This is a genomic window from uncultured Winogradskyella sp. (genome assembly GCF_947498345.1).
Lineage (GTDB): Bacteria > Bacteroidota > Bacteroidia > Flavobacteriales > Flavobacteriaceae > Winogradskyella.
On sequence record NZ_CANMJY010000009.1, the window covers coordinates 176,120 to 200,277 of the forward strand.

Genomic DNA, 24,158 nt, shown 5'->3' on the forward strand with positions numbered 1-24,158 from the left:
ACATTTGTTTTTATTAATATTTTATAATATCAAAAATGAATATACCATCAGAATTAAAGTACACTAAAGACCACGAATGGATAAAAATTGATGGCGATGTTGCCACAATAGGTATTACAGATTTTGCTCAGGGAGAATTGGGGGATATTGTCTATGTAGAAGTAGATACTTTAGATGAAACACTAGACATTGAAGATGTTTTTGGTACTGTTGAGGCCGTTAAGACTGTTTCTGATTTGTTTTTGCCGTTATCTGGGGAAATTATTGAGTTTAATGAAAATTTAGAAGACGAGCCAGAAAAAGTAAATACTGATCCTTATGGTGATGGATGGATGATAAAACTAAAAATATCTGAAACTTCACAGATAGATGGTTTGTTATCCGCAGAGGATTACAAAGCACTTATTAGTGGTTAAAAAACTGCTTTTAACAGCCTCAATAGGTTATACTATTGTGCTGATTATTGTGAGTTTGGTAAATCTTAATAGTGTACCAAGCTTAGGGTCATCTTTTGACGATAAAATTTACCATTGTATTGCCTATCTTGTACTTGCATTTTTATGGATGACGTATTTTAAGCCATCATCTAAGAAGTATATTAGAGTTATTGTATTTACGTGCGTAATTTTATTTGGTATTATCTTAGAATTGATTCAACATATACTTAATCCAAACAGAACTTACGATAATTATGATTTAATGGCTAATTGCATAGGAGTATTACTTGGCACATTAATTGCAATTAGATTACACATAATTACGTTAAAATAATATCAAGTGTTGTATTTTTAGTTATTATTTAGTTAAATTAGCAACATTCTATAAAGATAAATACTATGGAACATAAAAAGAATCCAAAATCAGATGTAAGCCGTAATAGCTCGCTCTTCTTTGCAGTTGGTCTTGCCTTAATGTTAGGTATTTCATACATGGCAATTAATTTTAAAACGTATGATAAGAAAGACGTTGTTGCAGATACCCTTAATTTAGATGATGAGTTAGAAGAAGAAATACCAATTACACAACAACTTATTACACCACCACCACCACCACCACCACCACCTGCTCCGCCAGAAATTATTGAAGTGGTTGAAGATGATGTTGAAGTAGAAGAAACCTTAATTGAAACTACAGAAACCGAAATGGAAACTGAGATTGTGGAGGTAGCGGAAGTTGAGGTAGCAGAAGTTGAAGAAGTTCTTGAGGTACCTTTTTCAGTAATTGAAAATGTTCCTGTTTTTCCTGGTTGCGAAAATAAGAAAGGAAATCCTGCTAAGAAAAAATGTATGTCTGATAAAGTACAGAAACTGGTTAATAGAAAATTTAACAAAGATCTTGCAGGAGAATTAGGCCTACAGCCTGGGAAAAAGAAGATTTTTGTGTCTTTTAAAATAGACAAGAATGGAAATGTAGTACAGGTTGGTGCTCGTGGTCCACACCCTGCATTAGAGAAAGAGGCTAAGCGTGTTATTAATTTGTTACCTAAAATGAAACCAGGCAGACAAAGAGGTAAAGCGGTTATTGTACCATACTCATTACCAATTGTATTTCAAGTACAAGACTAGAAAGTTTAAACCTTATTATATATAAAAATCCCGTTCAAAATTAATTGGACGGGATTTTCGTTTTTGGTATGCTTATTGTGACTTTATCATAATATTAACATTTTAAATAATACGTATTATGAAAAATTCTAAAAAAACCCTCAGTGGAGCTGGTCAGAGCACTACTGAAGTAAAGAAACCACAAAAGCATGATGCAAATTTACAAAAAAACTCAACCCTATATTTTCAAATAGGGCTGATACTTTGTTTATTGGGTACTTATGCACTTTTTGAAATGCAGTTTCAAGAAAAAAAGATTATTCCAGATAGTTTAACCATTGATGAGATTGCTACCATTGATGTCGCTCCCGAATTCCAAGTCAAAGTTGAACAAAAAAATGAACCTAAAGAAAAAGTAGATCGTAATGATAAGTTAATTGATGATTATCAAGAAGTACCAGATAACACTAGTGATTTAGAAATAGAGGTTTTTACACCAGATTCTTCAGATTCGTCTTCGGATGCTGCTGATATTGGTGATATTCCAGATGTTGATAATGATGTTGTAAAAGGTCCAGTATTTGTTCCATTTACAAGTATTGAAAAAGTACCAGTTTATCCAGGTTGCGAAAAATATAACACCAATGATGAGCGCAAAAAATGCATGTCTAAAAAAATCAGCAAGCTCGTTAATAGAAAGTTTAACCTTGGTATTGCAGAACAATATGGTATTACTGGTAAACGAAGAATAGATACGCAGTTTACTATTGATAAAAATGGTAACGTTATCGATATTAAGATTCGAGCACCACATCCTGCACTACAAAAAGAAGCAGAACGTGTGATTAATAAAATACCACATATGAAGCCAGGTTATCAAAGAAATACTCCTGTAGGTGTCATTTATACGCTTCCTATCACTTTTCAGGTAAATGATTAGAAACATGTAATTTTAGAATTCAAAACCGTTATCATTTGGGTAATGGTTTTTTTGTTTTAGACGTACTGAAAAAATAAGTATCTTTCTACCTTAAAAACAAAGTCTTTTTTATGAAGCATATCTGGCTTGTATCGCTTTTATTGATTTCCTTTTTAAGTAGTGCTCAAACAATTTCAACATACGAAAAGCCCCCAGTTTTTAGTGAATGTGATTCACTGGCTATTAATCAACTAAAGTCATGTTTTAATTATTCGCTAAACAGCTTTATCTATAAAAACTTTAAGATACCTCAAGTAGTAATTGATGAAAATTATAAAGGAGACCTACAGGTATTATTTGAAGTTGATAAAGAAGGAGTGTTTAAAGTCGTTTATATCGATGCGATTTATGATGAATTAAAAGCCGAAGCAAAACGTGTCTTTGAGAAACTTCCTAAAGTTAAACCAGCGACATACAATAGTAGACCAGCCTTTGTGCAATATAGTATTAGCATTGCAATTCCTTTAACCGAGCCTGTTAAAGAAGATTATGAAACGAATAAAATTCTATTATCAAAAAAGGAAGGTCTTAATGCTACATTATCTGATGAGTTTGATAAAGTGAATGCAGAACTAAAGCCTTACGAAAAATTAGAATATAGTAGTCAGTTAAACATACCATTTACACATTCGTACTATGCGCGTTTTGATGACGAAATGAATGCCATAGGCACTAATAGTCATACAGCAGCTAAACCATTTGTATATAGTGATGTAGAGCGTTACTACGACATTAAAGCCGAAAAAGAAAGCTTAGCAAAAGAAACAGGCTCCTGGTTGGGCAGAAAATTATACAATGAGCACTTAGTTGAGGTTCAGGGTAAAGATTATTGGTTTACAGTAGATCCTGTCTTTGACTTACAAGTTGGCTCAGACTCGGGGGCAGATAACAGTACTTGGAATAATACCAGAGGTATTTTTATACAGGGTGGATTGGGTAAAAAGCTAAGTTTTTCAGCTTCAGTGTTTGAAAGCCAAGGGCGTTTTGCAGATTACTTTAATCGTTATGCTGAGAGCTTAGGTAAGCCAAACTCAGATACCGAAATTGCCGTGATTCCTGGTCGAGGAATCGCAAAACGTTTCAAAAGTAATAGTTACGATTATCCTGTGGCAGAAGGTTATCTTTCTTACACACCAAGTAAGCATTTAAATATTCAGTTAGGACATGGTAAAAATTTTATAGGTGATGGTTACAGATCATTATTGCAAAGTGATGTAACTAATCCTTACACATATCTTAAGCTTAATACTAATTTTTGGAAGATTAAATATACTAATACATGGATGTGGCTTCGCGATATTAGACCAGAAGTAGAAGAAGATGGTGCATTTTTAACCAAGTATATGGCAAATCATTACTTAAGTTGGAATGTGTCTAAACGCCTCAATATTGGTTTATTTGAATCTGTAATGTGGGTCGATGTTAATGGACGAGGTTTTGATATTAATTATTTAAATCCAGTCATATTTTTTAGAGCCATAGAGTTTGAGTCTGGGCAAGATGCAGGAAATGCTATTTTAGGGGCCTCAGCTAAATACAAATGGAATAATAAAGTGAATCTTTATGGTCAGTTTATTTTAGATGAGTTTTCGCTTGGTGATATAAAGGGAGGAGAGAAAAGCTGGAAAAACAAGTATGGTTATCAACTAGGAGTAAAATATTTTAATGCTTTTAAGGTAAATAATTTAATGCTTCAAGCAGAATATAATCAAGTCAGACCTTATACTTATTCTCATAACTCTATAGTACTCAACTATGCACATGCTAATCAACCAATGGCACATCTTTGGGGAGCTAACTTTAAAGAATTGGTTTTAATTGGTCGTTATAATTACAAACGTTGGTTTGCCGATGCAAAATTTATTATTGGTAAAAGAGGTTTCGATTTTAATGATGGTCAGGATGATTCTTCCTATGGTGGTGATATATTCAGAAATGAGGAAGATAGACCATTTGATAATGGTGTTAAAATAGGTCAGGGAAATAAAACCAACAGTTTTATGACAGAATTACAAGCAGGTTATTTGTTAAATCCTGAAACAAATTTAAAGTTGTTTACTAACATAGTTTTCAGAGATTTTAGCCCAGATGCAATTACGCAATCCACTATGGATTCTAATACGCTTTGGTTTAGTGTTGGAGTAAGAACAGACTTGTTTAATTGGTATAATGATTTTTAGGGCTTTTCTTTTTTTAAGCTCTTATAAAAAGTTAAACGGATACGTTCACTATTAATAAAACCTGATCCATAACCTAAATCATCATAAGTCTTAGTGATATTAGAGTCAACTTTTACGTCGTCTTCAGTTTTATTATTGTCGATTGCTTTTTGTATATTATCTCTAAGAGTTTCAAGCATAGTCAAGAAGTTTTTGTATTCTTCTTTATTAGAAACTTTACCATGTCCAGGGATAATTTTAGTGTCTTCATCAATAAGCATTAAGCCGCGTTTTACAGCTTCAATGTAACCGTCTACACTTCCCCAGAATTTAAATCAATATATGGATAACGTCCATTAAAATAAGTATCGCCAGTATGTAATACATTGCTTTCAGTAAAATAGAGTATGACATCTCCATCTGTATGTGCGTTTGAAACATGAAAAATGGCTACACTTTCATCATTTATAGTAATACTTAGTTGGTCATTAAAGGTAATTACGGGTAAGGCTTCTTTTGGTTTAATACTACCATTATGTTGTTTGCTTTCTAAGCGTTTTTTTACATTATGATGAGCGATAATAGTTGCACCAGCTTTTGCCATATTTTCATTACCACCTGTATGATCTCCATGATAATGGGTATTAACCAAAAATCTAAGAGGTTTATCACTCAAGGCTTTAATTGCGCTCAAAATTTTTTCAGACAACGGGGCAAATTGATCGTCAATTACAAAAACACCGTCTTCACCAACAGAAACACCAATATTACCACCTGCACCTTGTAACATATATGTATGGTCAGAAAGTTTGGTAGTTGTAATTTCTACCTTATCAAAACGACCTTGAGCATATAATGATGTTGAAATAAATAGAATAAAAATGGAAAGAAATTGAGAAATAGTCATACTATTATTTTAAGTGCTTTAAGTCTCATAAAAATACGCAAACTTACAGTAAAGTATGAGCCAGAATTAAAACTATGGGCTTACGTTGGCTATAAGTAAATTTCAAACTATCTTTGCACTCGCTAAGAACAGAACAAAAATACATAGCTTGAGCAGCACAAAATCTTCGGTTTCAACAACTTCAGCGCTTACAGATTTTAAGGAAATCACAAAAATGGGATTATCCATAAGTGTCGTGTTTTCGGCAATTGCTGGTTATTTACTTGGTGTTGAGTCTATAAATTTCACAACATTATTGTTGTTAGCATTTGGTGGTTATTTTATGGTAGGGGCATCTAATGCATACAACCAAATCATAGAGCGCGATTTAGATGCGCTTATGGATAGAACCAAAAATAGACCTATTCCTGCTGGTCGTATGTCTGTAAATACAGCATTTATAATCGCTACATCTTTTACAGTTTTGGGATTGATTACCTTGTATATTATTAACCCCAAAACCGCAATGTATGGTGCTATATCCATTTTCTTGTATACAAGTGTATATACACCGTTAAAGACAAAAACATCATTAGCTGTTTTTGTAGGAGCATTGCCTGGTGCTATTCCTTTTATGTTGGGTTGGGTAGCTGCACGTAATGATTTTGGTATTGAACCCGGAACATTATTTGCGATTCAATTTTTTTGGCAATTTCCTCATTTTTGGGCCATAGGTTGGTTTTTGTACGAAGATTATAAAAAAGGGGGCTTTTTTATGCTACCAACAGGAAAGCCAGATAAAGGAACTGCTGTGCAAATTATAATGTATAGTGTATGGACAGTTATTGCTTCTATAATACCAGTTTTTGGTTTTACAGGAGATTTAAAATTATCTATTGTTGGTGCAGTATTAGTGTTTTTATTAGGTATGGTGATGTTGGTATATGCGTTTAGATTATTTCAAAAACGTACTGCTAAAGCCGCAAAACAACTAATGCTGTCTAGCGTATTTTATATTACCATGTTGCAGATTATATATGTTGCAGATAAATTTTTGAGATAAATGGATTTAACACAAGGTACACCAGAAGAGAAAAAAGCGAGATCTAAAAAGATGATGCTCTGGTTTGGAATCGGTTCTTTAATTATGTCTTTTGCGGCATGGATAAGTGCTTTTATCGTAAGTGCAAAACAGAGAAAAGATAAAGATTGGTTAAATAATTACGAATTACCAGATGCATTTTTAATAAGTGTTGGTATTATTTTATTAAGCAGTTTAACCTTTATTTTAGCAAAACGTGCCTTAAAACAAAATAACAGACCAATGACCACTGTGTTGTTACTGGTAACATTTGTACTTGGTATAGTATTTATTTATAACCAATTTGTAGGTTTTGGTCAGATGATGGCAGCAGGTCACTATTTTACTGGCGAATCAAGTAATATTACAATGACCTATATATTTTTATTGGCTGCAGTACATATAGGTCACGTCATTGCTGGGTTGATATGTGTAATTGTTGTAATTTATAATCATTTTAAACAGAAGTATAATGCCAACAATATGTTGGGTTTAGAACTTGCTGCAAATTTCTGGCATTTCGTAGACCTACTTTGGCTTGTGCTCTTTTTGTTTTTATATTTTTTTAGAGATATAATTTGATTATTTTTGTCCAATCTTAAAATTTAAATAATTTCTATGGATTCTACAGTAGCAAATGCTGGTACAGATGAGAAAACTTGGGGAGGCGGAAACCAACCGCTCAAAGCAAGTTACGGAAAGATGATGATGTGGTTTTTCATTGTATCAGATGCATTAACATTTTCTGGTTTCTTAGCCGCCTATGGTTTTTCTAGATTTAAGTTTATAAAAGAATGGCCAATTGCAGATGAAGTGTTTACACACGTACCATTTTTGCATGGTCAGGAATTACCAATGATCTATGTAGCGTTTATGACATTTATTCTTATTATGTCTTCTGTAACTATGGTATTAGCTGTAGATGCAGGTCACCATATGAATAAAGCCAAAGTCACCTTATATATGTTTTTAACTATTATTGGTGGTGCTATATTTGTTGGTTCACAAGCATGGGAATGGGCTACTTTTATACAAGGAGATTATGGAGCTGTGCAAACAAAAGGTGGAAATATTCTACAATTTGGTGAAAATGTAACAGTTGATGGTAAAGAAAAGTTTAAGCGTATTTCAATAGATGAATTTGCAATACATCATACTACTGAACGTGCTGAGCACGATCGTAGCAGTGGACTTTGGTTTGTTACCGAAGCATCATTGCCACCTTATACAGTAGGTGAGATTTATGATGGTTTAGCTGCTAATGAAAATATACTGGTAAGGACACAAATCATTAACGAAAATGGTGAAAAAACTATATTATCTAGAGAAGAATCCTTAAAGCAAATAAAAGAAAATGGAAAGCTCGTAGTTAAAGGAGCTAACCTTCATGTTAATGAATATGGTACAGCTTTATTTGCAGATTTCTTTTTCTTTATCACAGGATTCCACGGATTCCACGTATTTTCTGGTGTAGTAATTAACATTATTATATTCTTTAATGTTATCCTTGGTACTTACGAAAGACGAGGAAGCTACGAAATGGTGGAAAAAGTCGGATTGTATTGGCACTTTGTCGATTTAGTTTGGGTATTTGTATTCACATTCTTCTACCTAGTATAATAGCAATTTAAGATTCAGTTATGGCACACGAACATAAATTAGAAATATTTAGAGGACTTTGGAAATTTAAGTCTAACACACAAAAGATTTGGGGGGTTTTAGCTTTTTTAACTCTAGTTACTGCAGTTGAGGTTATACTTGGTATATATAAACCAGAAGGTTTAATGACACCTTGGATGACTCCTTTTGAAGGTGGTTTCTTTGCAACACTAATGAATATCATTTTTTCAGCGTTTATATATATGAAGCCTTTAAATTTAATATTCATTATATTAACTATTGTAAAAGCATATTATATCACCTGGGATTTTATGCATATGCGAGATGAAACTAAAGCATTAAGACGCATGGTTGTTTGGACAGCAGTTTTTCTAATCTGTTATCTGATTTTTATCCTTTTACAAGAAGGTGGTTATGTATTCGAAGTCTATAATGCTGACGATGCAATAATAAAACGTGATTTTTAATTACAAATGATTACGTTAAAAGATATCAAAAGGTGGTTTTTCTAAACCGCCTTTTTTATTTTTGCAATTCAAAATTCTTACTGTCTTATATATAAAAGATGAAAGTTAATAACACCAAACGTTACGCCGTTTTAAGTATCTTGTTTTTCTTACCAGTAGCGTTTTTGTTGATGCTCTATCCATCTACACATAATTATGATCCACTAGAAGTTGTAAATAATAATGTTAAGGAGATTTCAATTTCTGAAGGCATAAAATTGCAAGACCATATTACAGTATTAGCTTTTTTTGGAAACAATCCAATGGACAACAGTACTGCAGCATTGAATCTTAAAGAGTTGGTCTATGATAAATTTAAGGGATTTAAGAAATTTCAGATTATCGTTGTAGCACCTAAAGGATCCGAAGACCACTACTCTGAACTAAAAAAAGAAGTTGCCAGATATGAAGACTTAAGGTTTTGGCATTATGTGTTTCATACAGAAGAAGATATCAAAGCAATCTACAACAGCTTAAAGACTCAACGAAGCTTAGATGTAGATTTATCAACGGATAATGTGTTTATAATAGACAAAGATAAAAATCAGCGAGGGAGACTAGATGATAGAGAAGATAATGAAAAGGAGCAGAACAAACCAGTACGTCAATTGTATGCTTATAACTGTATTGAAGTTGCAGAAATAAAGAACAAAATGAGTGATGATATGCGTATTCTATTTACAGAATACCGACAAAAGCGTAAAGGTGAGTTCGACTCTAATAAACGACGCGAAAAAGAATTAAAAAATGAGTAAAAAAACAAACTATTCTTATGTAGGTATTGCATTTATTCTATTGGTGTTTGGAATTATTTTTATTCCAAAAATTATCGACAGAATAAATGCAGACGATATTATAAGAGACGAAAGCCGAAGCAAAGAAGTATCCACATCAATTGAAGGTGATAAAAGCGATTTGGTCTATATTAAAATTAACGACAAGCCTAAAAAAGTTCCAGTTTTTAGTTTTACTAATCAAGATGGTAAAACCATAACCAATGCCGATTATTTAGGAAAGGTTTATGTGGTTGAATTTTTCTTTACCACATGCCCTACGATTTGCCCTATTATGAATCGTAATTTGATTGAGGTACAAAACAATTTTAAAAATTTTGAAAATTTTGGTGTAGCCTCGTTTACTATTAATCCAGATATAGACACACCAGAAGTATTAAAAAGTTACGCTGCAAGTTATGGGATTACAAATCCTAACTGGCACTTAATGACAGGCAAAGAAGCAGATATTTATACATTGGCAAACGAGGGCTTTAATCTCTACACTTCTAGAAATGAAACTGTAGAAGGTGGTTTTGAACATTCTGGTAATTTTGCTTTAATAGATAAAGAAGGTTATATCCGCTCTCGTAAGGATAACTTTGGTAACCCAATAATATTTTATAACGGATTAATAGCAGAAGCTGATGGACAAAATGAAGATGGTATTCCGCAAGAAATTACTATCCTTAAAGAAGATATTGCTAAACTATTGAAAGAATAATTATGAGTTCAGGAGAAATAGAAAAAGAAAAAAAATATAATACGTGGGTTGTAGTGCTCTCTATTATAATTCCTTTAGTTGTAGCACTATTATTTAAGGTAAAAATAGATATGGAATTACCAGTGTTTTTACCACCAATTTATGCAACAATAAATGCAATTACGGCTTTAGTCTTAATTGTTGCAGTGTTTATGATAAAAAGGGGTAATAGAAAACTGCACGAACGCTTAATGAAGTTTGCTATAATTCTATCTGGTTTATTCCTAGTCATGTATGTACTATATCATATGACTAGTAATTCTACTTCATACGAAGGAGATTATAGAGGCTTATACTTATTTATATTAATAAGTCATATTGTGTTATCTATCGCTGTAATTCCGTTTGTGTTGATTACCTATGTAAGAGCGATTTCTAACAATTTTGAACGTCATAAAAAAATTGCAAAGATTACATTTCCACTATGGCTCTATGTTGCTGTAACCGGAGTTGTGGTTTATATTATGATTTCACCATATTATAATTAACATGAAAAAGAAAACGCTCTTTTTACTTTTTACACTTTACTTTTCATTAAAAGTGAAAGCGCAATGTGCTATGTGTAGAGCAGTTTTAGAAAGTGGTGAAGATCAATTAGCTGCAGAAGGTATTAATGATGGTATTATGTTTTTAATGGCTATACCTTATATTTTAGTAGCAGTAATCGGCTATATTGTTTACAGAACTTATAGTAATTCTCAAAAGTCTAAAAATATAGACAAAGTATTGTAACATTTTTTAATTTCAGTAGTCTTAATTATATCAAGTTTACTTAGGAAGTCTTAACAATTTGTTGGCATAAAAGCCTATAGATTTTCTTAAAATTGTACTCTTAACCGTCCAATCTATGATACAAATTAAAGATTTACATAAGTCTTACAAAATGGGAAGCAATTCGCTTCATGTTTTAAAAGGCATAAATTTTAATGTTGAAGAAGGAGAGTTAGTTGCTATAATGGGTTCTTCGGGTTCTGGTAAGTCCACATTGCTTAATATTTTGGGAATGTTAGATGAACTTGATGAAGGTGAATATACACTAGATGGGGTTCCTATTGTAAACCTAAATGAGACAAAAGCAGCTCAATATAGAAATAAATTTTTAGGATTTATTTTTCAATCTTTCAACCTTATTAATTATAAGTCTGCATTAGAAAATGTGTCGTTACCACTTTATTATCAAAAGAAGAAGCGAAAAGAGCGCTTAGAAAAAGCAATGCAATATCTAGAAAAAGTAGGCTTAAAAGAATGGGCAACGCATTTACCTAGTGAACTTTCTGGAGGACAAAAACAGCGTGTAGCTATTGCACGTGCTTTAGCTGCAGAGCCAAAAGTGTTAATGGCTGATGAGCCAACAGGAGCTTTAGACAGCAAAACATCTTATGAAGTTATGGATCTTATTCAGGGTATCAATGATGAAGGAAAAACCATACTAGTAGTGACCCATGAAAAAGATATTGCACATATGTGTAAACGAATCGTTCATTTAAAAGATGGCATTATTGTAGAAGACAAAGTTATAGATCAAGTTAGAGCAAGCAGCTATGTTTAATAAAGACCGTTGGATTGAAATTTTTGAAGCTATTTCAAAAAATAAGCTAAGAACCATTCTCTCTGGTTTTACAGTAGCACTTGGCATCTTAATTTTTACTGTGTTGCTAGGCATGGGTAACGGTTTACACAACAGTTTCTTGACCAGTTTTGTCGATGATGCACAGAATATCATTTTTGTTCGTGTTGGTAGAACTTCTAAAGCAAACAAAGGATTTCAGGAAGGCAGACAACTTCAGCTCAAAAATGAAGATATGAGCTTTATAAAAGATAATAATATTGGTAAGGTGGAATACTTAACACCTAGAGTGTACCTCGGAGTCAATGCTAAATATAAAAAAGAATCTGGCAGTTATACCATAAGATCTGTAAATCCTGATCATCAGTATTTGGAAAAAACAATAATAATGAAAGGGAGATATCTCAATGATTCTGATATAGAAAAACGGTCAAAAAATATTGTTATAGGGAGATTGGTTGAAAATGATTTGTTTAAAAAAGAAGATGCCTTAGAAAAATATTTAAATATTGATGGTATAGCCTATAAGGTAGTTGGAGTTTTTCAAGATAGTGGAGGTGATAATGAAGAACGCGTCATTTATTTGCCCTATACTACTGCACAATTATTATTTGGTAATAATGACCACTTGGATCAAATAAATCTCTCGTATAATATGTCAATGTCTACTGAGCAAGCCATTGCGTTTTCTGATAAGATAGAAGAAGATTTTAAAAAGAAGTTTAAAGTAGCTCCAGACGACCAAAGTGCTGTGAGAGTAAGCAGTTTTGCTGAAGGCATTAAAGATACTTTAGTGGTTTTGGGAGGTATAAATATTGTTATCTTTTTTGTGGGAATAGGTACACTGATTTCTGGTGTTATAGGCATTGGAAATATAATGACCTTTACAGTAAAAGAGCGTACTAAAGAATTAGGAATAAGGAAAGCATTAGGTGCTACACCACGCTCTATTGTTGGAATGATACTTCAAGAGGCTATGCTAATTACATTCATAGCTGGTTATGTAGGCCTGTTAATGGGAATTATTTCTCTCAAACTTATCGGAAATAATTTAGAAGATTTTTTTATTCTAAACCCTTATGTAGATACTCCAATTATAATTCTGGCTACTATTACTTTGATATTTGCAGGTTTACTGGCAGGTTATATACCTGCACGTAAAGCTTCAAGAATAAAACCAATTGTTGCACTGAGAGACGAATAAAACCTTTGACTTATGAAGTTTATTTTCGACAGAGATACATGGCAAGAAATTTACGGAACTATACGTAAAAATAAACTAAGGACAGTAATTACAGTCATTGGTGTGTTTTGGGGAGTGTTCATTTTTGTATTGCTTTTAGGTATGGCAAAAGGGTTGGATAATAGTTTTAAAAGCCAATTCAATGATTTTGCTACCAATACAATGTTTTTATGGGGACAACAAACTAGTATTCCGTATGATGGATTTGAAAGAGGAAGACGAATGCGGTTAACGTTAGATGATGTAGAGGCATTAAAATCATCGATTTCGGACATTGAATACATTGCACCAAGAAACGTTACTGGGCAATGGGGAACTCCACCAGGCCAATTTGTAAGAGGCTCTAAATCGGGAGCTTTCAAGGTATTTGGTGACTATCCAACAATTGATAAAGTTTCAAAAAAGAAAATATTTGATGGTGGCAGATTTATAAATAATGAAGACATTATTAATGAACGTAAAGTCTGTGTGATAGGGGAAGATATATACAAACAGTTTTATGACAAAGATGAAAATGCCATAGGGGATTACGTTAGAATAAATGGCATATATTTTAAGGTTGTCGGAGTATATAAACCAGCAGGACAAGGATTTGAGGGCGATGACTCAATTTTTTTACCTTTTACTACTTTTCAAACTGTATTTAACCAAGGCAATAGAATTTCCTGGATGGTGATTACCGCATATGCAGATAAAAATATTGTAGAAACTGAAGCGACCATTAAAAGTACATTAAAAAGGATGCATCAAGTACATCCTCAAGATACTCAGGCTTTTGGGAGTTTTAACTTAGGTGAAGAGGTAGCAAAAGTTAATGGTTTTCTTAATGGGATGAAACTTATAGGCTATGTTGTGGGCATAGCTACCTTAATTGCTGGTGTTATAGCCATTGGTAATATATTATTGATTACGGTTAAAGAACGTACCAAGGAAATTGGTGTGCGGAGAGCCATTGGTGCCACTCCTTCAGAAGTAAGAGGGCAAATTATGATCGAATCTGTTCTATTGACCTTTGTAGCAGGTATTTTAGGCTTTGCTTTCGGCGCTATTATTTTATGGCTGGTTAATACTTTAGTAGGTAGTAATGATGATGTACCCATACTAAATCCAACAGTAGATTTTACTGCTGTTTTTGGTGCCATTGCAGCAATTGTAATTTTAGGAACTTTAATTGGTTTAATCCCTGCGCAAAAGGCTGTTAGTATAAAACCAATTGATGCTTTAAGAGAAGAATAATTAAATTAAAAACAAGATAATAACAAATGAAAAAGTTTTTCAAAATTCTATTAGTAGTTTTATTAGTATTCATGGTAGGTTTTGCAGGATATTATATTCTAAAATCTAATAATAAATCTCCAATTACTTTTACGACAGAAAAAGCTTTTAAGAGCGAAATAGAGGAAAAAGCTGTAGCAACAGGTAAGGTTGTTCCAAAGGATGAAGTAGCAATTAAGCCTCAAATCTCAGGTATTATTGATGAAATATATGTAAAAGAAGGTCAGCAAATAAAGGCAGGAGATTTAATAGCTAAAATAAAAGTAGTTCCGGACGTATCTTCTCTTACTGCTGCAAAAAATAATATCTCTTCAAATAAGACTGCTTTGAAAACAGCAGAGATCAATTTAAAAACCCAGCAAGGCGTTTATAATAGGCAAAAAACGCTATTTGAAAAAGGGGTAATCTCAGCCAACGACTTTGAAAATATTGAAAACACCTATCAGCAAACTAAGCAAAGTCTTGAGCAATCGAAAATAAATCTTACACAATCCCGCCAAAATTATGACATTATTAAAACAGGAACTACTGCTGGTTTGGGAAGTATTGCTCAAACCCAAATAAGGGCGACAGTATCTGGTACTATTTTAGAGATACCTGTTAAAGAAGGCGATCAAGTAATTCAGAGTAATAACTTTAATGATGGTACATCTATTGCTACAATAGCAGACCTTAATAAGATGATTTTTGAAGGAAAAGTTGATGAAGCAGAAGTAGGTAAGCTAAAAATAGATATGCCTTTAAAGGTAAGTTTGGGTGCTATTCAAGATAAGGAGTTTGATGCAAAATTAAAGTTTGTAGCGCCAAAAGGTAATGAAGAGCAAGGAGCCGTTCAATTTAAGATTGAAGGAGAAGTCGCTCTAGATGATAATTACTTCGTTAGAGCTGGTTATAGTGCTAATGCCGCAATAGTATTACAGAAAAAGCAAGATATTTTAGTAATTAGGGAAGCTTTACTTCAATTTGATAAAGAGACTCAAGCCCCTTATGTAGAAGTCAAAATAGGAGATCAGGAATTTGAAAGGCGTGATATAGAAATTGGAATATCGGACGGTATTAATGTAGAAGTCTTATCTGGTCTTACTGATAGTGATGAAATTAAAGTCTGGAACAAAACAGAACCTCTTAAAATTAAATCTACTTCAAACTAAGAAACTTCTATTAATAAAAAGCCCCCCTTTGTAACATTTAAGTCAATTAAGAGACATACTTAATAACAAGCATAAATATGAAAAAATCAATCATTGTAATTGTATTCCTTTTTGGAATATTTGCTCAAGCTCAAAATAAAAAATGGACACTTTTAGAATGTGTTCAATATGCTTTAGAGAATAACATATCTATTCAGCAATCAGAGTTAGATGTTAACTTGGCTGATATTGATAAAAATCAAGCAGTAGCTAATTTTCTGCCCAATTTAAACTCTAATGCCTCCTATAATATAAATACTGGTGCTAACATTAACCCGGCAACAAACCAGTTTGAGAATAATACATTTAGATCTGCCAATGGGGCTATAAATTCGGGTATAAATATCTTTTCAGGATTTTCAAATTGGAAAACTCTCCAAAGAGCTAAAATAAACCAAATAGCTTCTGAGTATAGACTAGATAAAATGAAAGATGACATTTCACTAATTGTAGCCAATTCATTTCTACAAATATTAGCCAATAGAGAACAATTAAAAGTGCTAAAGGCACAAAACGAAGTTACTCAAGAAAATATTAAAAACACTCAAGATTTAGTTGATGCTGGCACACTTCCACAAGGAGATTTATTAGAGTTACAAGCAACAAATGCAACACAGCTACAACAGATTATTGCTGCTGAAAATGCTTTATTTATTTCTAAATTTGGTTTAGCACAAACCTTGCAATTAAAAGACTATCAAAATTTTGATATCAGTGATGATGATTATGGATTAGTGCCAGCGACGATTTTAGATAAAGATGCTTCGGAAATTGCTGAAAAAGCAAAAGAAGAAGTTAATGATGTAAAAATAGCAAGGACAAATTTTGAATTAGCTCAGAAAGATTTAGAATTAACACGTGCCAACTACTTCCCGACATTGCAAGGCTTTGTAGGCTATAATACGCGTTGGGCGAGTTCGCAAGTTAATCCTTTAACAGGCGAAGATATTTCATTAATTGATCAATTATACTTGTTTGATGGTACTTCTGTAGGACTTCAATTAAATGTACCTATCTTTAATAGATTCAATGTGCGTAACAATGTAAAGCGAAGTAAAATTGAAGTTGAACGATTAAAGTACCAATTAGAGCAAACAGAATTAGATCTAGAATCAACCGTCTATCAAGCATATAATGATGCTAAAAATTCTAAAAAGACCTATGAAGCAGCATTGCAAACAGAAAAGGCACGTCGTCTAGCGTTTGAATATGCTAAAGAACGTTATGATGTTGGTTTATCTAATTCTTTTGATTTTAATCAATCCAGAACAGCCTATGAAAATGCACAATCTGATGTGGTTAGAACCAAATATGATTATATTTTTAGATTAAAAATTTTAGAATTCTATTTCGGTCTACCAATAACCGACTTAAATTAACAAAGCATGAGCAAAACAGTAAAAATTATTATCGGAATCGTCATTCTTACACTAATTATGTTAGTGGTAGGATCTAAAATGGGATGGTTTGGTAAGAAAGGAAATTTTAAACAAGTCACTGTAAAAGAAGTAGTATTATATGATATAGTGGAAACTGTTTCTGCAACTGGTAAAATTCAACCAGAGGTTGAAGTAAAAATCTCCTCCGAAGTTTCTGGAGAAATTTTAGAACTACCGTTTAAAGAAGGGCAAGAAGTTAAAAAAGGAGATTTATTAGTAAGAGTAAATCCAGATTTAATTCAGTCTGCTGTAAGCAGATCTCAAGCTTCATATCAAAACGTAAGAGCAGGTTTAGAACAAGCAGAAGCAAACTTAAAGCAGGCCAAAGCAGATTATGATAGAAATAAAACACTATTTGAAAAAGGTGTTATTTCTAAAGCAGATTGGGATAGGGCTATTGCTGCATACGAAACTGCTCAAGCCAACAAAAGTGCAGCCTATTACAGTGTGCAAAGTGCAGCCGCATCAGTTAATGAAGCAAAAGATAATTTAACCAGAACCACAATATATGCACCAATGAGCGGAACGGTTTCTATGCTTAATGTAGAACTTGGAGAGCGTGTGGTAGGTACTCAGCAAATGGCCGGTACAGAAATTCTTCGCGTCGCTAACCTTAATAATATGGAAGTTGAGGTAGATGTTAATGAAAATGATATTGTAAAAGTGAGTATTGGTGATTCTACAATCGTTGAGGTTGATGCTTACCTAAAGAAAGAGTTTAAAGGTGTTGTAACAGAGATAGCGAATTCGGCAGCTGGTAATTTAGCCGCTGACCAAGTGACCAACTTTAAAGTAAAAGTTAGAATTCTCGAAGAATCGTATAAAGATTTAACTGAAGGAAAACCAGAAACCTACTCGCCTTTTAGACCTGGTATGACTGCTACAGTAGATATTATTACTAAGACAAGAAAAGATGTTATTGCGGTGCCAATAAGTGCTATTGTTATCAAGACCGATACAAGTTCTGTTAAAAAGTCTTACGGTGAGAAATCTATAGTTGATGAGGATACTGAACCGAAGGAGGAAGAAAAGTTTGAATGTGTATTTATTAATTATGACGGTAAAGCAAAACTAAAAGTTGTTGAGACCGGAATCCAAGATGACACCTATATTGAAATAATTTCGGGATTAAATGAAGCGGATGAAATTATAACCGGACCCTACAACACAGTTTCTAAAAAATTAAATCCTGGTGACCTCCTTGAGGTAACAAATAAAAAGGAAAAACCTTCCGAAGAAAAACAAAAAGAATAACCTAACACTAAAATTTATTAATGGCCTTAGTGTTAAACATAGAAACAGCAACGACCAATTGTTCAGTCTCTCTATCAAAGAATGGAGAGACTTTAGTTTTAAAAGAAGATTATACCGCAGGATACTCACATGCCGAAACACTTCATATATTTATTGACAGAGTATTTAAAACTGCAGGAGTTGCACCATCAGAAATTGATGCTGTAGCTGTAAGCAAAGGGCCAGGTTCGTACACAGGTCTTCGTATAGGTGTGTCTTCTGCTAAAGGCTTGTGCTTTGCATTAGGTAAACCTTTAATTGCGATTAATACTTTAGAGAGTTTAGTACATCAGGTAAATATCGATTATGGTTATATAGTTGCGATGTTAGATGCACGCCGTATGGAAGTGTATTCTGCAATATATAATTCTAAATATGAAGAGCAAAGGTCTGTAGAAGCAGAAATATTAACTAAAGAAAGTTATGCTAACTTATTAAAAGACAATAGAGTATATTTTATAGGTAATGGGGTCGAAAAGACTAAACATCTAATCCAACATCCCAATGCTATTTTTATAGATGGAAAATTGCCTTCAGCAAATGAAATGTCTAAATTGGCAGAGTTCAAATATAAAATAAGCGACACCGAAGATGTCGCTTATTTTGAGCCTTATTATTTAAAAGACTTTATAGCTCTTAAAAAGAAAAATTAACCTTCTTTGTGTATTTCAACAGCATGTGGGTAAGGTATTTCAATACCAGCGGCATCAAGTGCTATTTTAACATTTTCAGTCACATCAAAATAGACATCCCAATAATCATCGCCATTACACCAAGGTCTTACAGCAAAATTTACAGAGCTATCTGCAAGTTCCATTACTGTAACAGAAGGTGCGGGGTCTTTCAATACTTTTGGGTGTGATATTAAAACATTCATAAGTACTTCTTTAGTTTGTTTTATATCAGCATCATAACTAACACCATAAACTAAATCTACACGTCTGGTGCCTTCAGAAGTATAGTTAATAATATTACCATTAGATAATGCACCATTTGGTAAAATAATCTCCTTATTTGTTAAACCTGTTAATTTTGTAGTAAAAATTTCAATTTCCTTTACAACACCCAATTCTCCTTGAGCTTCAATTAAATCACCAATTTTAAAAGGTTTAAAAATCATAATTAATACTCCGCCAGCAAAATTACCTAAAGAACCTTGCAGAGCAAGACCAATAGCTAAACCGGCAGCAGCAATAACTGCTGCAAAAGATGTAGTTTCAACACCTACAGTGCCTAATACAACAATAATAAGAACAACTTTTAAAATCCATTTAGAAAGATCAGCAAGAAACTTTTTGAGACTTTCGTCATAGTCACCTTTATTGAGAGCTTTCTTAAGCCCCTTTAGCATTAGTTTAATAATCCAGCTACCGATAATCCATATCAGAATAGCTCCGAGTACTTTAGGTCCAAACTCAACAATTAAGTTGTAGCCTGCATCAATCCATTTTTGTGTTTCCATTTTGGTTTAATTAGCTTTTTTTGAAAATTCGGTTTTATTTAACTTCAAATGTCAATTTTAAGTTAACTCTAAACTCTGTAACATCACCCTCTTTTACTATTGCACTTTGGTCCTGAACATATACAGAACGAATGTTCTTTACAGTTTTAGAGGCTTCTTTTACCGCTTTTTTTGTTGCATCTTCCCAGCTTTTATCTGAGTTAGATAATACTTCAATTACTTTTAATACTGCCATAATATTTTGTTTTAATTAGATTAATACTTTTTAGAAACTCTAACTATTAAAAAGTCACTTACAAATAACAAAAACTAACCATTAATTGCGTTAACGCTTATAGCATTATCATTAAGCATTTCTTTTAACATATTTTCAATGCCATTTTTTAAAGTAAATGTTGATGATGGGCAACCACTGCAGGCTCCTTGAAGTAGCACTTCTACTTTCTTTGTTTGTGGGTTATACGATCTAAATTCTATATTACCACCATCACTTGCTACGGCAGGCTTAATATACTCTTCGAGAATATTTACAATGTTTTTTGAGGTATCATCTAGAGCTTCAAATTTTTGCTCAATAGCCTCTTCGGTTTTGTTGAGTTGCTTTGGAGCATCATCATTTAAAATAGTTTTGCCCTCTTCAACATAAGACTTAATAAATTCGCGTAACTGAAGCGTAATCTCTTCCCATTCTATAATATCAAATTTTGTTATAGAAATAAAATTCTTTTCCATAAAAACATTTTTTACAAAAGGGAATTGAAATAATGCTGTTGCAAGAGGAGAAGGTTTAGCATCTTCAATTGAAGTGAACTCGTATAGATTAGGAACAAGTACTTTATTGCATACAAACTTTAAAACACTTGGGTTAGGCGTACTTTCAGCATAAACCGTAACGGCTGCTTTAGGCTTCATAGCATCTTCTGTTACAACTACACCATTGTTAGATAAATAATCTTCGATTTGTTTAGCTACTTCATCTTGTACGTCACTCCATTCAACAATATTATAACGCTCAATGGCTACAAAGTTAGAGGCTATATACACTTTCTTAACAAAGGGTAAATAAAATAACTGTTGTGCTAAAGGTGAATGTTTTGCATCGTCTATGTTGTTAAATTCAAAACTATTATGATTAGTTAAAAACCAATCGGCTTCAAATTTTAGTATAGTTTCGCTAGACGTAGGTACTATAGAAATTTTGGTCTTCGACATCTTTTTTTTGCAAAAATAGGAAATATCAATTTGAAAGTTTATCCTTAGAATGTGTTTTGCAACTAAAATCTTTAGCCATATCATATAATTTGATTAAATTTCGTCCTCATTTACAATAATTGATTAAAGTATAAGGTTAAACTTAATACTTTATAAGAATTTAAATGACACCTAACTAGCTGTAAAAGAGTTGTTAAACTAATAATTTGATACGATATTTTAAACCAACTCTCTTATTGAAAAAAGGTTACTAATGAAAAAGATATTTTATTTTGTTGCTTTAATTGTATCATCTATAGGATTTGCCCAAGATATTTCAATGCAAAATGGGACATTTAACAGATGTGCACCAGATAGATTCTTTGACTCGGGTGGCGAATTTGGTAATTACGGTAATGATGAAAACTTAGTTACTACTATATGTCCTCAAAATGCAGGTGAATTTATAATTATAGATTTTGTTCAATTTACAACACAACTTGGCGTACAGCCAGATGTATTAAATATATATGATGGTGATGATATTACTGCAGATTTAATAGGTAGTTATCAAGGAACTAATAGTCCAGGTTCAGTTTCAGCTTCTACAATGAATACATCGGGTTGTTTAACATTTGAGTTTATTTCAAATAACAGCGGAAGTACTAATGGATGGGAAGCTAATATATTATGTGCTACGGCATGTCAAAATATTGTAGCTTCTATAGATAGTACTACACCCGCACCAAATGGATCAGGTGTAGTAGGAATACTCCCAGGCGAAACTGTTGATTTTTCTGGAAGTGCAACGTTTTCTGTAGATGGTACAAATGCTACTTACAGTTGGGATTTTGGTGATAGTAATACTGCTGTAGGTACAGATGTTTCTAATACTTTTATGACACCTGGGACATATACTGTAACACTTACTGCTACAGATGATAATCCTCAAGGTTGTGAAGATACAGAAACCATAATAGTTTTTGTATTAGGACCTAATGTTGTGGTAGAACAAGATACGTTTACTCCCGAAGAATTAATTGAAGATGTATTGGTGAATAGCCCTTGTGCTACTGTGTCTAATATCATCTCCTCAACAGGATCTGATTTCAGCTTTACAGAACCTAATGGTATAGGTTATTTTTTTAGTAATGGAATAGATTTCCCTTTTGAAGATGGAGTATTACTAACTTCAGGAGATGCGAGTCAAGCTGGTGGACCTAATGATGATCTTCTAGGTGCAGGAACTGATGCTTGGCCAGGTGACTTTGATTTAAATACACAATTAGGTGTAGATTCTCATAACGCTACTTTTATTCAATTTGATTTTACTCCATTAGCAAATACTATTAGTTTTGATTTCCTTATGGCGTCAGAAGAATATGATATGGGTGGTTTTGAATGTACCTTCTCTGATGCATTTGCTTTTTTACTTACAGACTCTAATGGTGTTACGACCAATTTGGCAGTATTACCTGGTACTAACACACCCATATTAGTTACAAATATTCATCCAGATAATGGAGCTGCTTGTGGTGCCGCAAATCCTCAATTTTTTGGTGCTTATACGCCAAATAATGGACCTCCAATTGCTTTTGATGGTAGGACAACAGTGTTTACAGCGCAATCAGCAGTGAATCCTGGAGAAAACTATACCATTAAATTGGTAGTCGCAGACGATAGAGACAATATATATGATACAGGAGTATTTCTTAAAGCTGGAAGTTTTGATTTAGGTGGTGATTTAGGTGAGGATATTACAATTGAAGCTGGTACTGCAGAATGTGGAGGATCAGAGATTACTTTAGATACCGGAGTTACGACTGCTGATCATACATGGTATTTAGATGGAATTGAAATTGCAGGTGAGATAGGCTCTACTTTAACTGCAACCGAAGCAGGGACTTATTCTGTAGATATTATTTTTACAGGTGTTTGCCAAGCTAGTGATTCAATCATTGTAGAATTTAAACCTAGTCCAACCGCAAACCCTGCTCAAGATCTTGTAATATGTGATGTCGATGGTTCTGCAGATTTTACTTTATCTGATAACGATGATGATATTTTAGGATCTCAAAATGCTTTAGATTTTATTATTACTTACCATTTAACAGAGCAAGACGCCATTGATAATGTTGGGCCGTTACCTACAACTTATACCAATATCTCAAACCCTCAAGTCGTATGGGCACGTATTGCAGATAATTCTCAAGAGTGTTTTGCTACTACATCATTTCAATTAGCATTTTCTGATATAACAATCGATAATCCAATATCGCCTATAAGTATATGTGATGACGCTATTGCGGACGGATTTACGAGCTTTAATCTTACAGATCGTAATGCAGAAGTAATAGGAACAAATAGCGCTTTTGATGTATCAGTTTCTTATCATTTAACTCAAGATGATGCAAATAACAATGTATCTCCTTTACCAGAACCATATATAAATACAACTGCCAATAACCAAACAGTATTTATACGCTTACAAGCTGTTAGTAGTGCGGATTGCTACGCAACAACTACTTTAGATCTTGAAGTAATTGCAACACCTACTGCAAATCTTACAACTTCTTTAGAAGCTTGTGACGACAATAATGATGGAGTTACAGAGTTTGATTTAAGTCTAAGAGATATAGAAGTCATAGGAGCTCAAACGGATGTATCAGTTACGTATCATGCGACAGAAAATGATGCGATGATAGGTACAGGAGTATTGCCTACATTATATACCAATACTAATCCTGGTGGCCAATTAATCTATGTTCGTATCGAAAGTAATTCAGCAGGCTGTTATGATACAACAACATTACAACTTATTGTTAATTCTAGTCCAACTGTTGTAGCTGTTACACCTTATGTGCAGTGTGATTTCAATAATTCAGGAGATGAGCAAGAGCAATTTGACCTAACTACTAAAAATGCAGAAGTTTTAAATGGTCAAACAAATATCTCGGTAGCATATTATGAAAATCAAATAAATGCAGATTCAAATACTAATGCTATAACAGGACTTTATACTAATACAAGTAATCCTCAAGAAATTATAGCAGTCTTAACAAATGTAAACACTAATTGTACTTCGCAAACTACCTTTAATTTGGTTGTAAACCCCCTCCCCACAGTCGTAGTACCTACGGTATTAGAGGTTTGTGACGATGGAGTACCCGATGGTTTAACAGAGATA

General features: G+C 33.1%; 26 protein-coding genes. 21 read left to right on the forward strand and 5 right to left on the reverse strand.

From position 1 onward, the window contains the following. Positions 1–35 precede the first annotated feature (35 nt). The 5 genes from gcvH (at position 36) to Q0912_RS13095 (ending at position 4,703) form a co-directional block, all read left to right on the forward strand. Entirely contained in the window at positions 36–416 is a 381-nt protein-coding gene (gene gcvH / locus Q0912_RS13075) for a glycine cleavage system protein GcvH (protein WP_299115786.1), read from the forward strand. Further along, a complete protein-coding gene (locus Q0912_RS13080) occupies positions 409–771 on the forward strand; it encodes a VanZ family protein (RefSeq protein ID WP_299115788.1) in 363 nt (120 codons plus the stop codon). The genes gcvH and Q0912_RS13080 overlap by 8 nt, the downstream gene beginning before the upstream one ends. Positions 772–836: 65 nt before the next feature. Continuing rightward, positions 837–1,565: an energy transducer TonB gene (locus Q0912_RS13085; protein WP_299115790.1), complete on the forward strand. Its 729-nt coding sequence runs from the start codon at positions 837–839 to the stop codon at positions 1,563–1,565. 118 nt (positions 1,566–1,683) lie between these two features. After that, positions 1,684–2,484, forward strand: a complete 801-nt coding sequence (locus Q0912_RS13090) for an energy transducer TonB (RefSeq protein ID WP_299115792.1) — start codon at positions 1,684–1,686, stop codon at positions 2,482–2,484. Positions 2,485–2,594: 110 nt separating this feature from the next. Further along, positions 2,595–4,703, forward strand: coding sequence for a gliding motility protein RemB (locus Q0912_RS13095; protein ID WP_299115794.1), 2,109 nt, complete (start codon positions 2,595–2,597; stop codon positions 4,701–4,703). On the opposite strand, the gene Q0912_RS13100 is transcribed toward Q0912_RS13095, so the two are convergent. Together Q0912_RS13100 and Q0912_RS13105 are read right to left on the reverse strand one after the other, a co-directional pair. Then, positions 4,700–4,963, reverse strand: a complete 264-nt coding sequence (locus tag Q0912_RS13100) for a hypothetical protein (RefSeq protein ID WP_299115796.1) — start codon at positions 4,961–4,963, stop codon at positions 4,700–4,702. The genes Q0912_RS13095 and Q0912_RS13100 overlap by 4 nt on opposite strands. A 32-nt stretch (positions 4,964–4,995) precedes the next feature. Then, positions 4,996–5,589 (reverse strand): MBL fold metallo-hydrolase, encoded by a 594-nt coding sequence (locus Q0912_RS13105; protein ID WP_299115798.1) that lies wholly within the window; start codon positions 5,587–5,589, stop codon positions 4,996–4,998. A gap of 148 nt (positions 5,590–5,737) precedes the next feature. On the opposite strand from Q0912_RS13105, the gene cyoE reads away from it, so the two are divergent. From cyoE to tsaB, 15 genes are all read left to right on the forward strand, one after another. Continuing rightward, positions 5,738–6,631: a heme o synthase gene (cyoE, locus tag Q0912_RS13110; protein WP_299115800.1), complete on the forward strand. Its 894-nt coding sequence runs from the start codon at positions 5,738–5,740 to the stop codon at positions 6,629–6,631. Continuing rightward, positions 6,632–7,231 carry a cytochrome c oxidase subunit 3 gene (locus Q0912_RS13115; protein WP_299115802.1) on the forward strand — a complete coding sequence of 200 codons (600 nt, stop codon included), beginning with the start codon at positions 6,632–6,634 and terminating at the stop codon, positions 7,229–7,231. A 36-nt stretch (positions 7,232–7,267) separates the two neighbouring features. Then, positions 7,268–8,269: a cytochrome c oxidase subunit 3 gene (locus Q0912_RS13120; protein ID WP_299115804.1), complete on the forward strand. Its 1,002-nt coding sequence runs from the start codon at positions 7,268–7,270 to the stop codon at positions 8,267–8,269. 20 nt (positions 8,270–8,289) lie between these two features. Next, a complete protein-coding gene (locus Q0912_RS13125) occupies positions 8,290–8,736 on the forward strand; it encodes a cytochrome C oxidase subunit IV family protein (protein ID WP_299115806.1) in 447 nt (148 codons plus the stop codon). 98 nt (positions 8,737–8,834) lie between these two features. After that, on the forward strand, positions 8,835–9,530 hold the full coding sequence (locus Q0912_RS13130) for a hypothetical protein (protein WP_299115808.1): 696 nt from the start codon (positions 8,835–8,837) through the stop codon (positions 9,528–9,530). Beyond that, entirely contained in the window at positions 9,523–10,272 is a 750-nt protein-coding gene (locus tag Q0912_RS13135) for an SCO family protein (protein WP_299115811.1), read from the forward strand. Before Q0912_RS13130 ends, Q0912_RS13135 begins: the two co-directional genes overlap by 8 nt. A gap of 2 nt (positions 10,273–10,274) precedes the next feature. After that, positions 10,275–10,799, forward strand: coding sequence for a DUF420 domain-containing protein (locus tag Q0912_RS13140; protein WP_299115813.1), 525 nt, complete (start codon positions 10,275–10,277; stop codon positions 10,797–10,799). Position 10,800: 1 nt separating this feature from the next. Continuing rightward, positions 10,801–11,043, forward strand: a complete 243-nt coding sequence (locus Q0912_RS13145; RefSeq protein ID WP_299115815.1) for a hypothetical protein — start codon at positions 10,801–10,803, stop codon at positions 11,041–11,043. A 115-nt stretch (positions 11,044–11,158) separates the two neighbouring features. Continuing rightward, positions 11,159–11,860 (forward strand): ABC transporter ATP-binding protein, encoded by a 702-nt coding sequence (locus Q0912_RS13150; protein WP_299115818.1) that lies wholly within the window; start codon positions 11,159–11,161, stop codon positions 11,858–11,860. Further along, complete coding sequence (locus Q0912_RS13155; RefSeq protein WP_299115820.1) at positions 11,853–13,082, forward strand: ABC transporter permease; 1,230 nt, start codon at positions 11,853–11,855, stop codon at positions 13,080–13,082. Before Q0912_RS13150 ends, Q0912_RS13155 begins: the two co-directional genes overlap by 8 nt. A 12-nt stretch (positions 13,083–13,094) precedes the next feature. Beyond that, complete coding sequence (locus Q0912_RS13160) at positions 13,095–14,357, forward strand: ABC transporter permease (RefSeq protein WP_299115822.1); 1,263 nt, start codon at positions 13,095–13,097, stop codon at positions 14,355–14,357. Positions 14,358–14,383: 26 nt separating this feature from the next. Further along, complete coding sequence (locus Q0912_RS13165; protein ID WP_299115824.1) at positions 14,384–15,547, forward strand: efflux RND transporter periplasmic adaptor subunit; 1,164 nt, start codon at positions 14,384–14,386, stop codon at positions 15,545–15,547. Positions 15,548–15,624: 77 nt separating this feature from the next. Further along, positions 15,625–16,965 carry a TolC family protein gene (locus Q0912_RS13170; RefSeq protein WP_299115826.1) on the forward strand — a complete coding sequence of 447 codons (1,341 nt, stop codon included), beginning with the start codon at positions 15,625–15,627 and terminating at the stop codon, positions 16,963–16,965. Between the two features lie 6 nt (positions 16,966–16,971). Beyond that, positions 16,972–18,279, forward strand: a complete 1,308-nt coding sequence (locus tag Q0912_RS13175; protein WP_299115828.1) for an efflux RND transporter periplasmic adaptor subunit — start codon at positions 16,972–16,974, stop codon at positions 18,277–18,279. Between the two features lie 20 nt (positions 18,280–18,299). Continuing rightward, complete coding sequence (gene tsaB / locus Q0912_RS13180) at positions 18,300–18,971, forward strand: tRNA (adenosine(37)-N6)-threonylcarbamoyltransferase complex dimerization subunit type 1 TsaB (RefSeq protein WP_299115830.1); 672 nt, start codon at positions 18,300–18,302, stop codon at positions 18,969–18,971. Here the strand turns inward: tsaB and Q0912_RS13185 are convergent. The 3 genes from Q0912_RS13185 to Q0912_RS13195 form a co-directional block, all read right to left on the reverse strand. Then, entirely contained in the window at positions 18,968–19,780 is an 813-nt protein-coding gene (locus Q0912_RS13185; protein WP_299115832.1) for a mechanosensitive ion channel domain-containing protein, read from the reverse strand. The two genes, tsaB and Q0912_RS13185, sit on opposite strands and share 4 nt — an antisense overlap. Positions 19,781–19,814: 34 nt before the next feature. Next, positions 19,815–20,015, reverse strand: coding sequence for a dodecin family protein (locus tag Q0912_RS13190; RefSeq protein ID WP_299115834.1), 201 nt, complete (start codon positions 20,013–20,015; stop codon positions 19,815–19,817). A 74-nt stretch (positions 20,016–20,089) separates the two neighbouring features. After that, complete coding sequence (locus Q0912_RS13195) at positions 20,090–20,992, reverse strand: NifU family protein (protein WP_299115836.1); 903 nt, start codon at positions 20,990–20,992, stop codon at positions 20,090–20,092. Between the two features lie 253 nt (positions 20,993–21,245). Between Q0912_RS13195 and Q0912_RS13200 the strand changes: the two genes are divergently transcribed. Further along, the coding region (locus tag Q0912_RS13200) for a choice-of-anchor L domain-containing protein (RefSeq protein WP_299115838.1) at positions 21,246–24,158 on the forward strand (2,913 nt) is incomplete at its 3' end.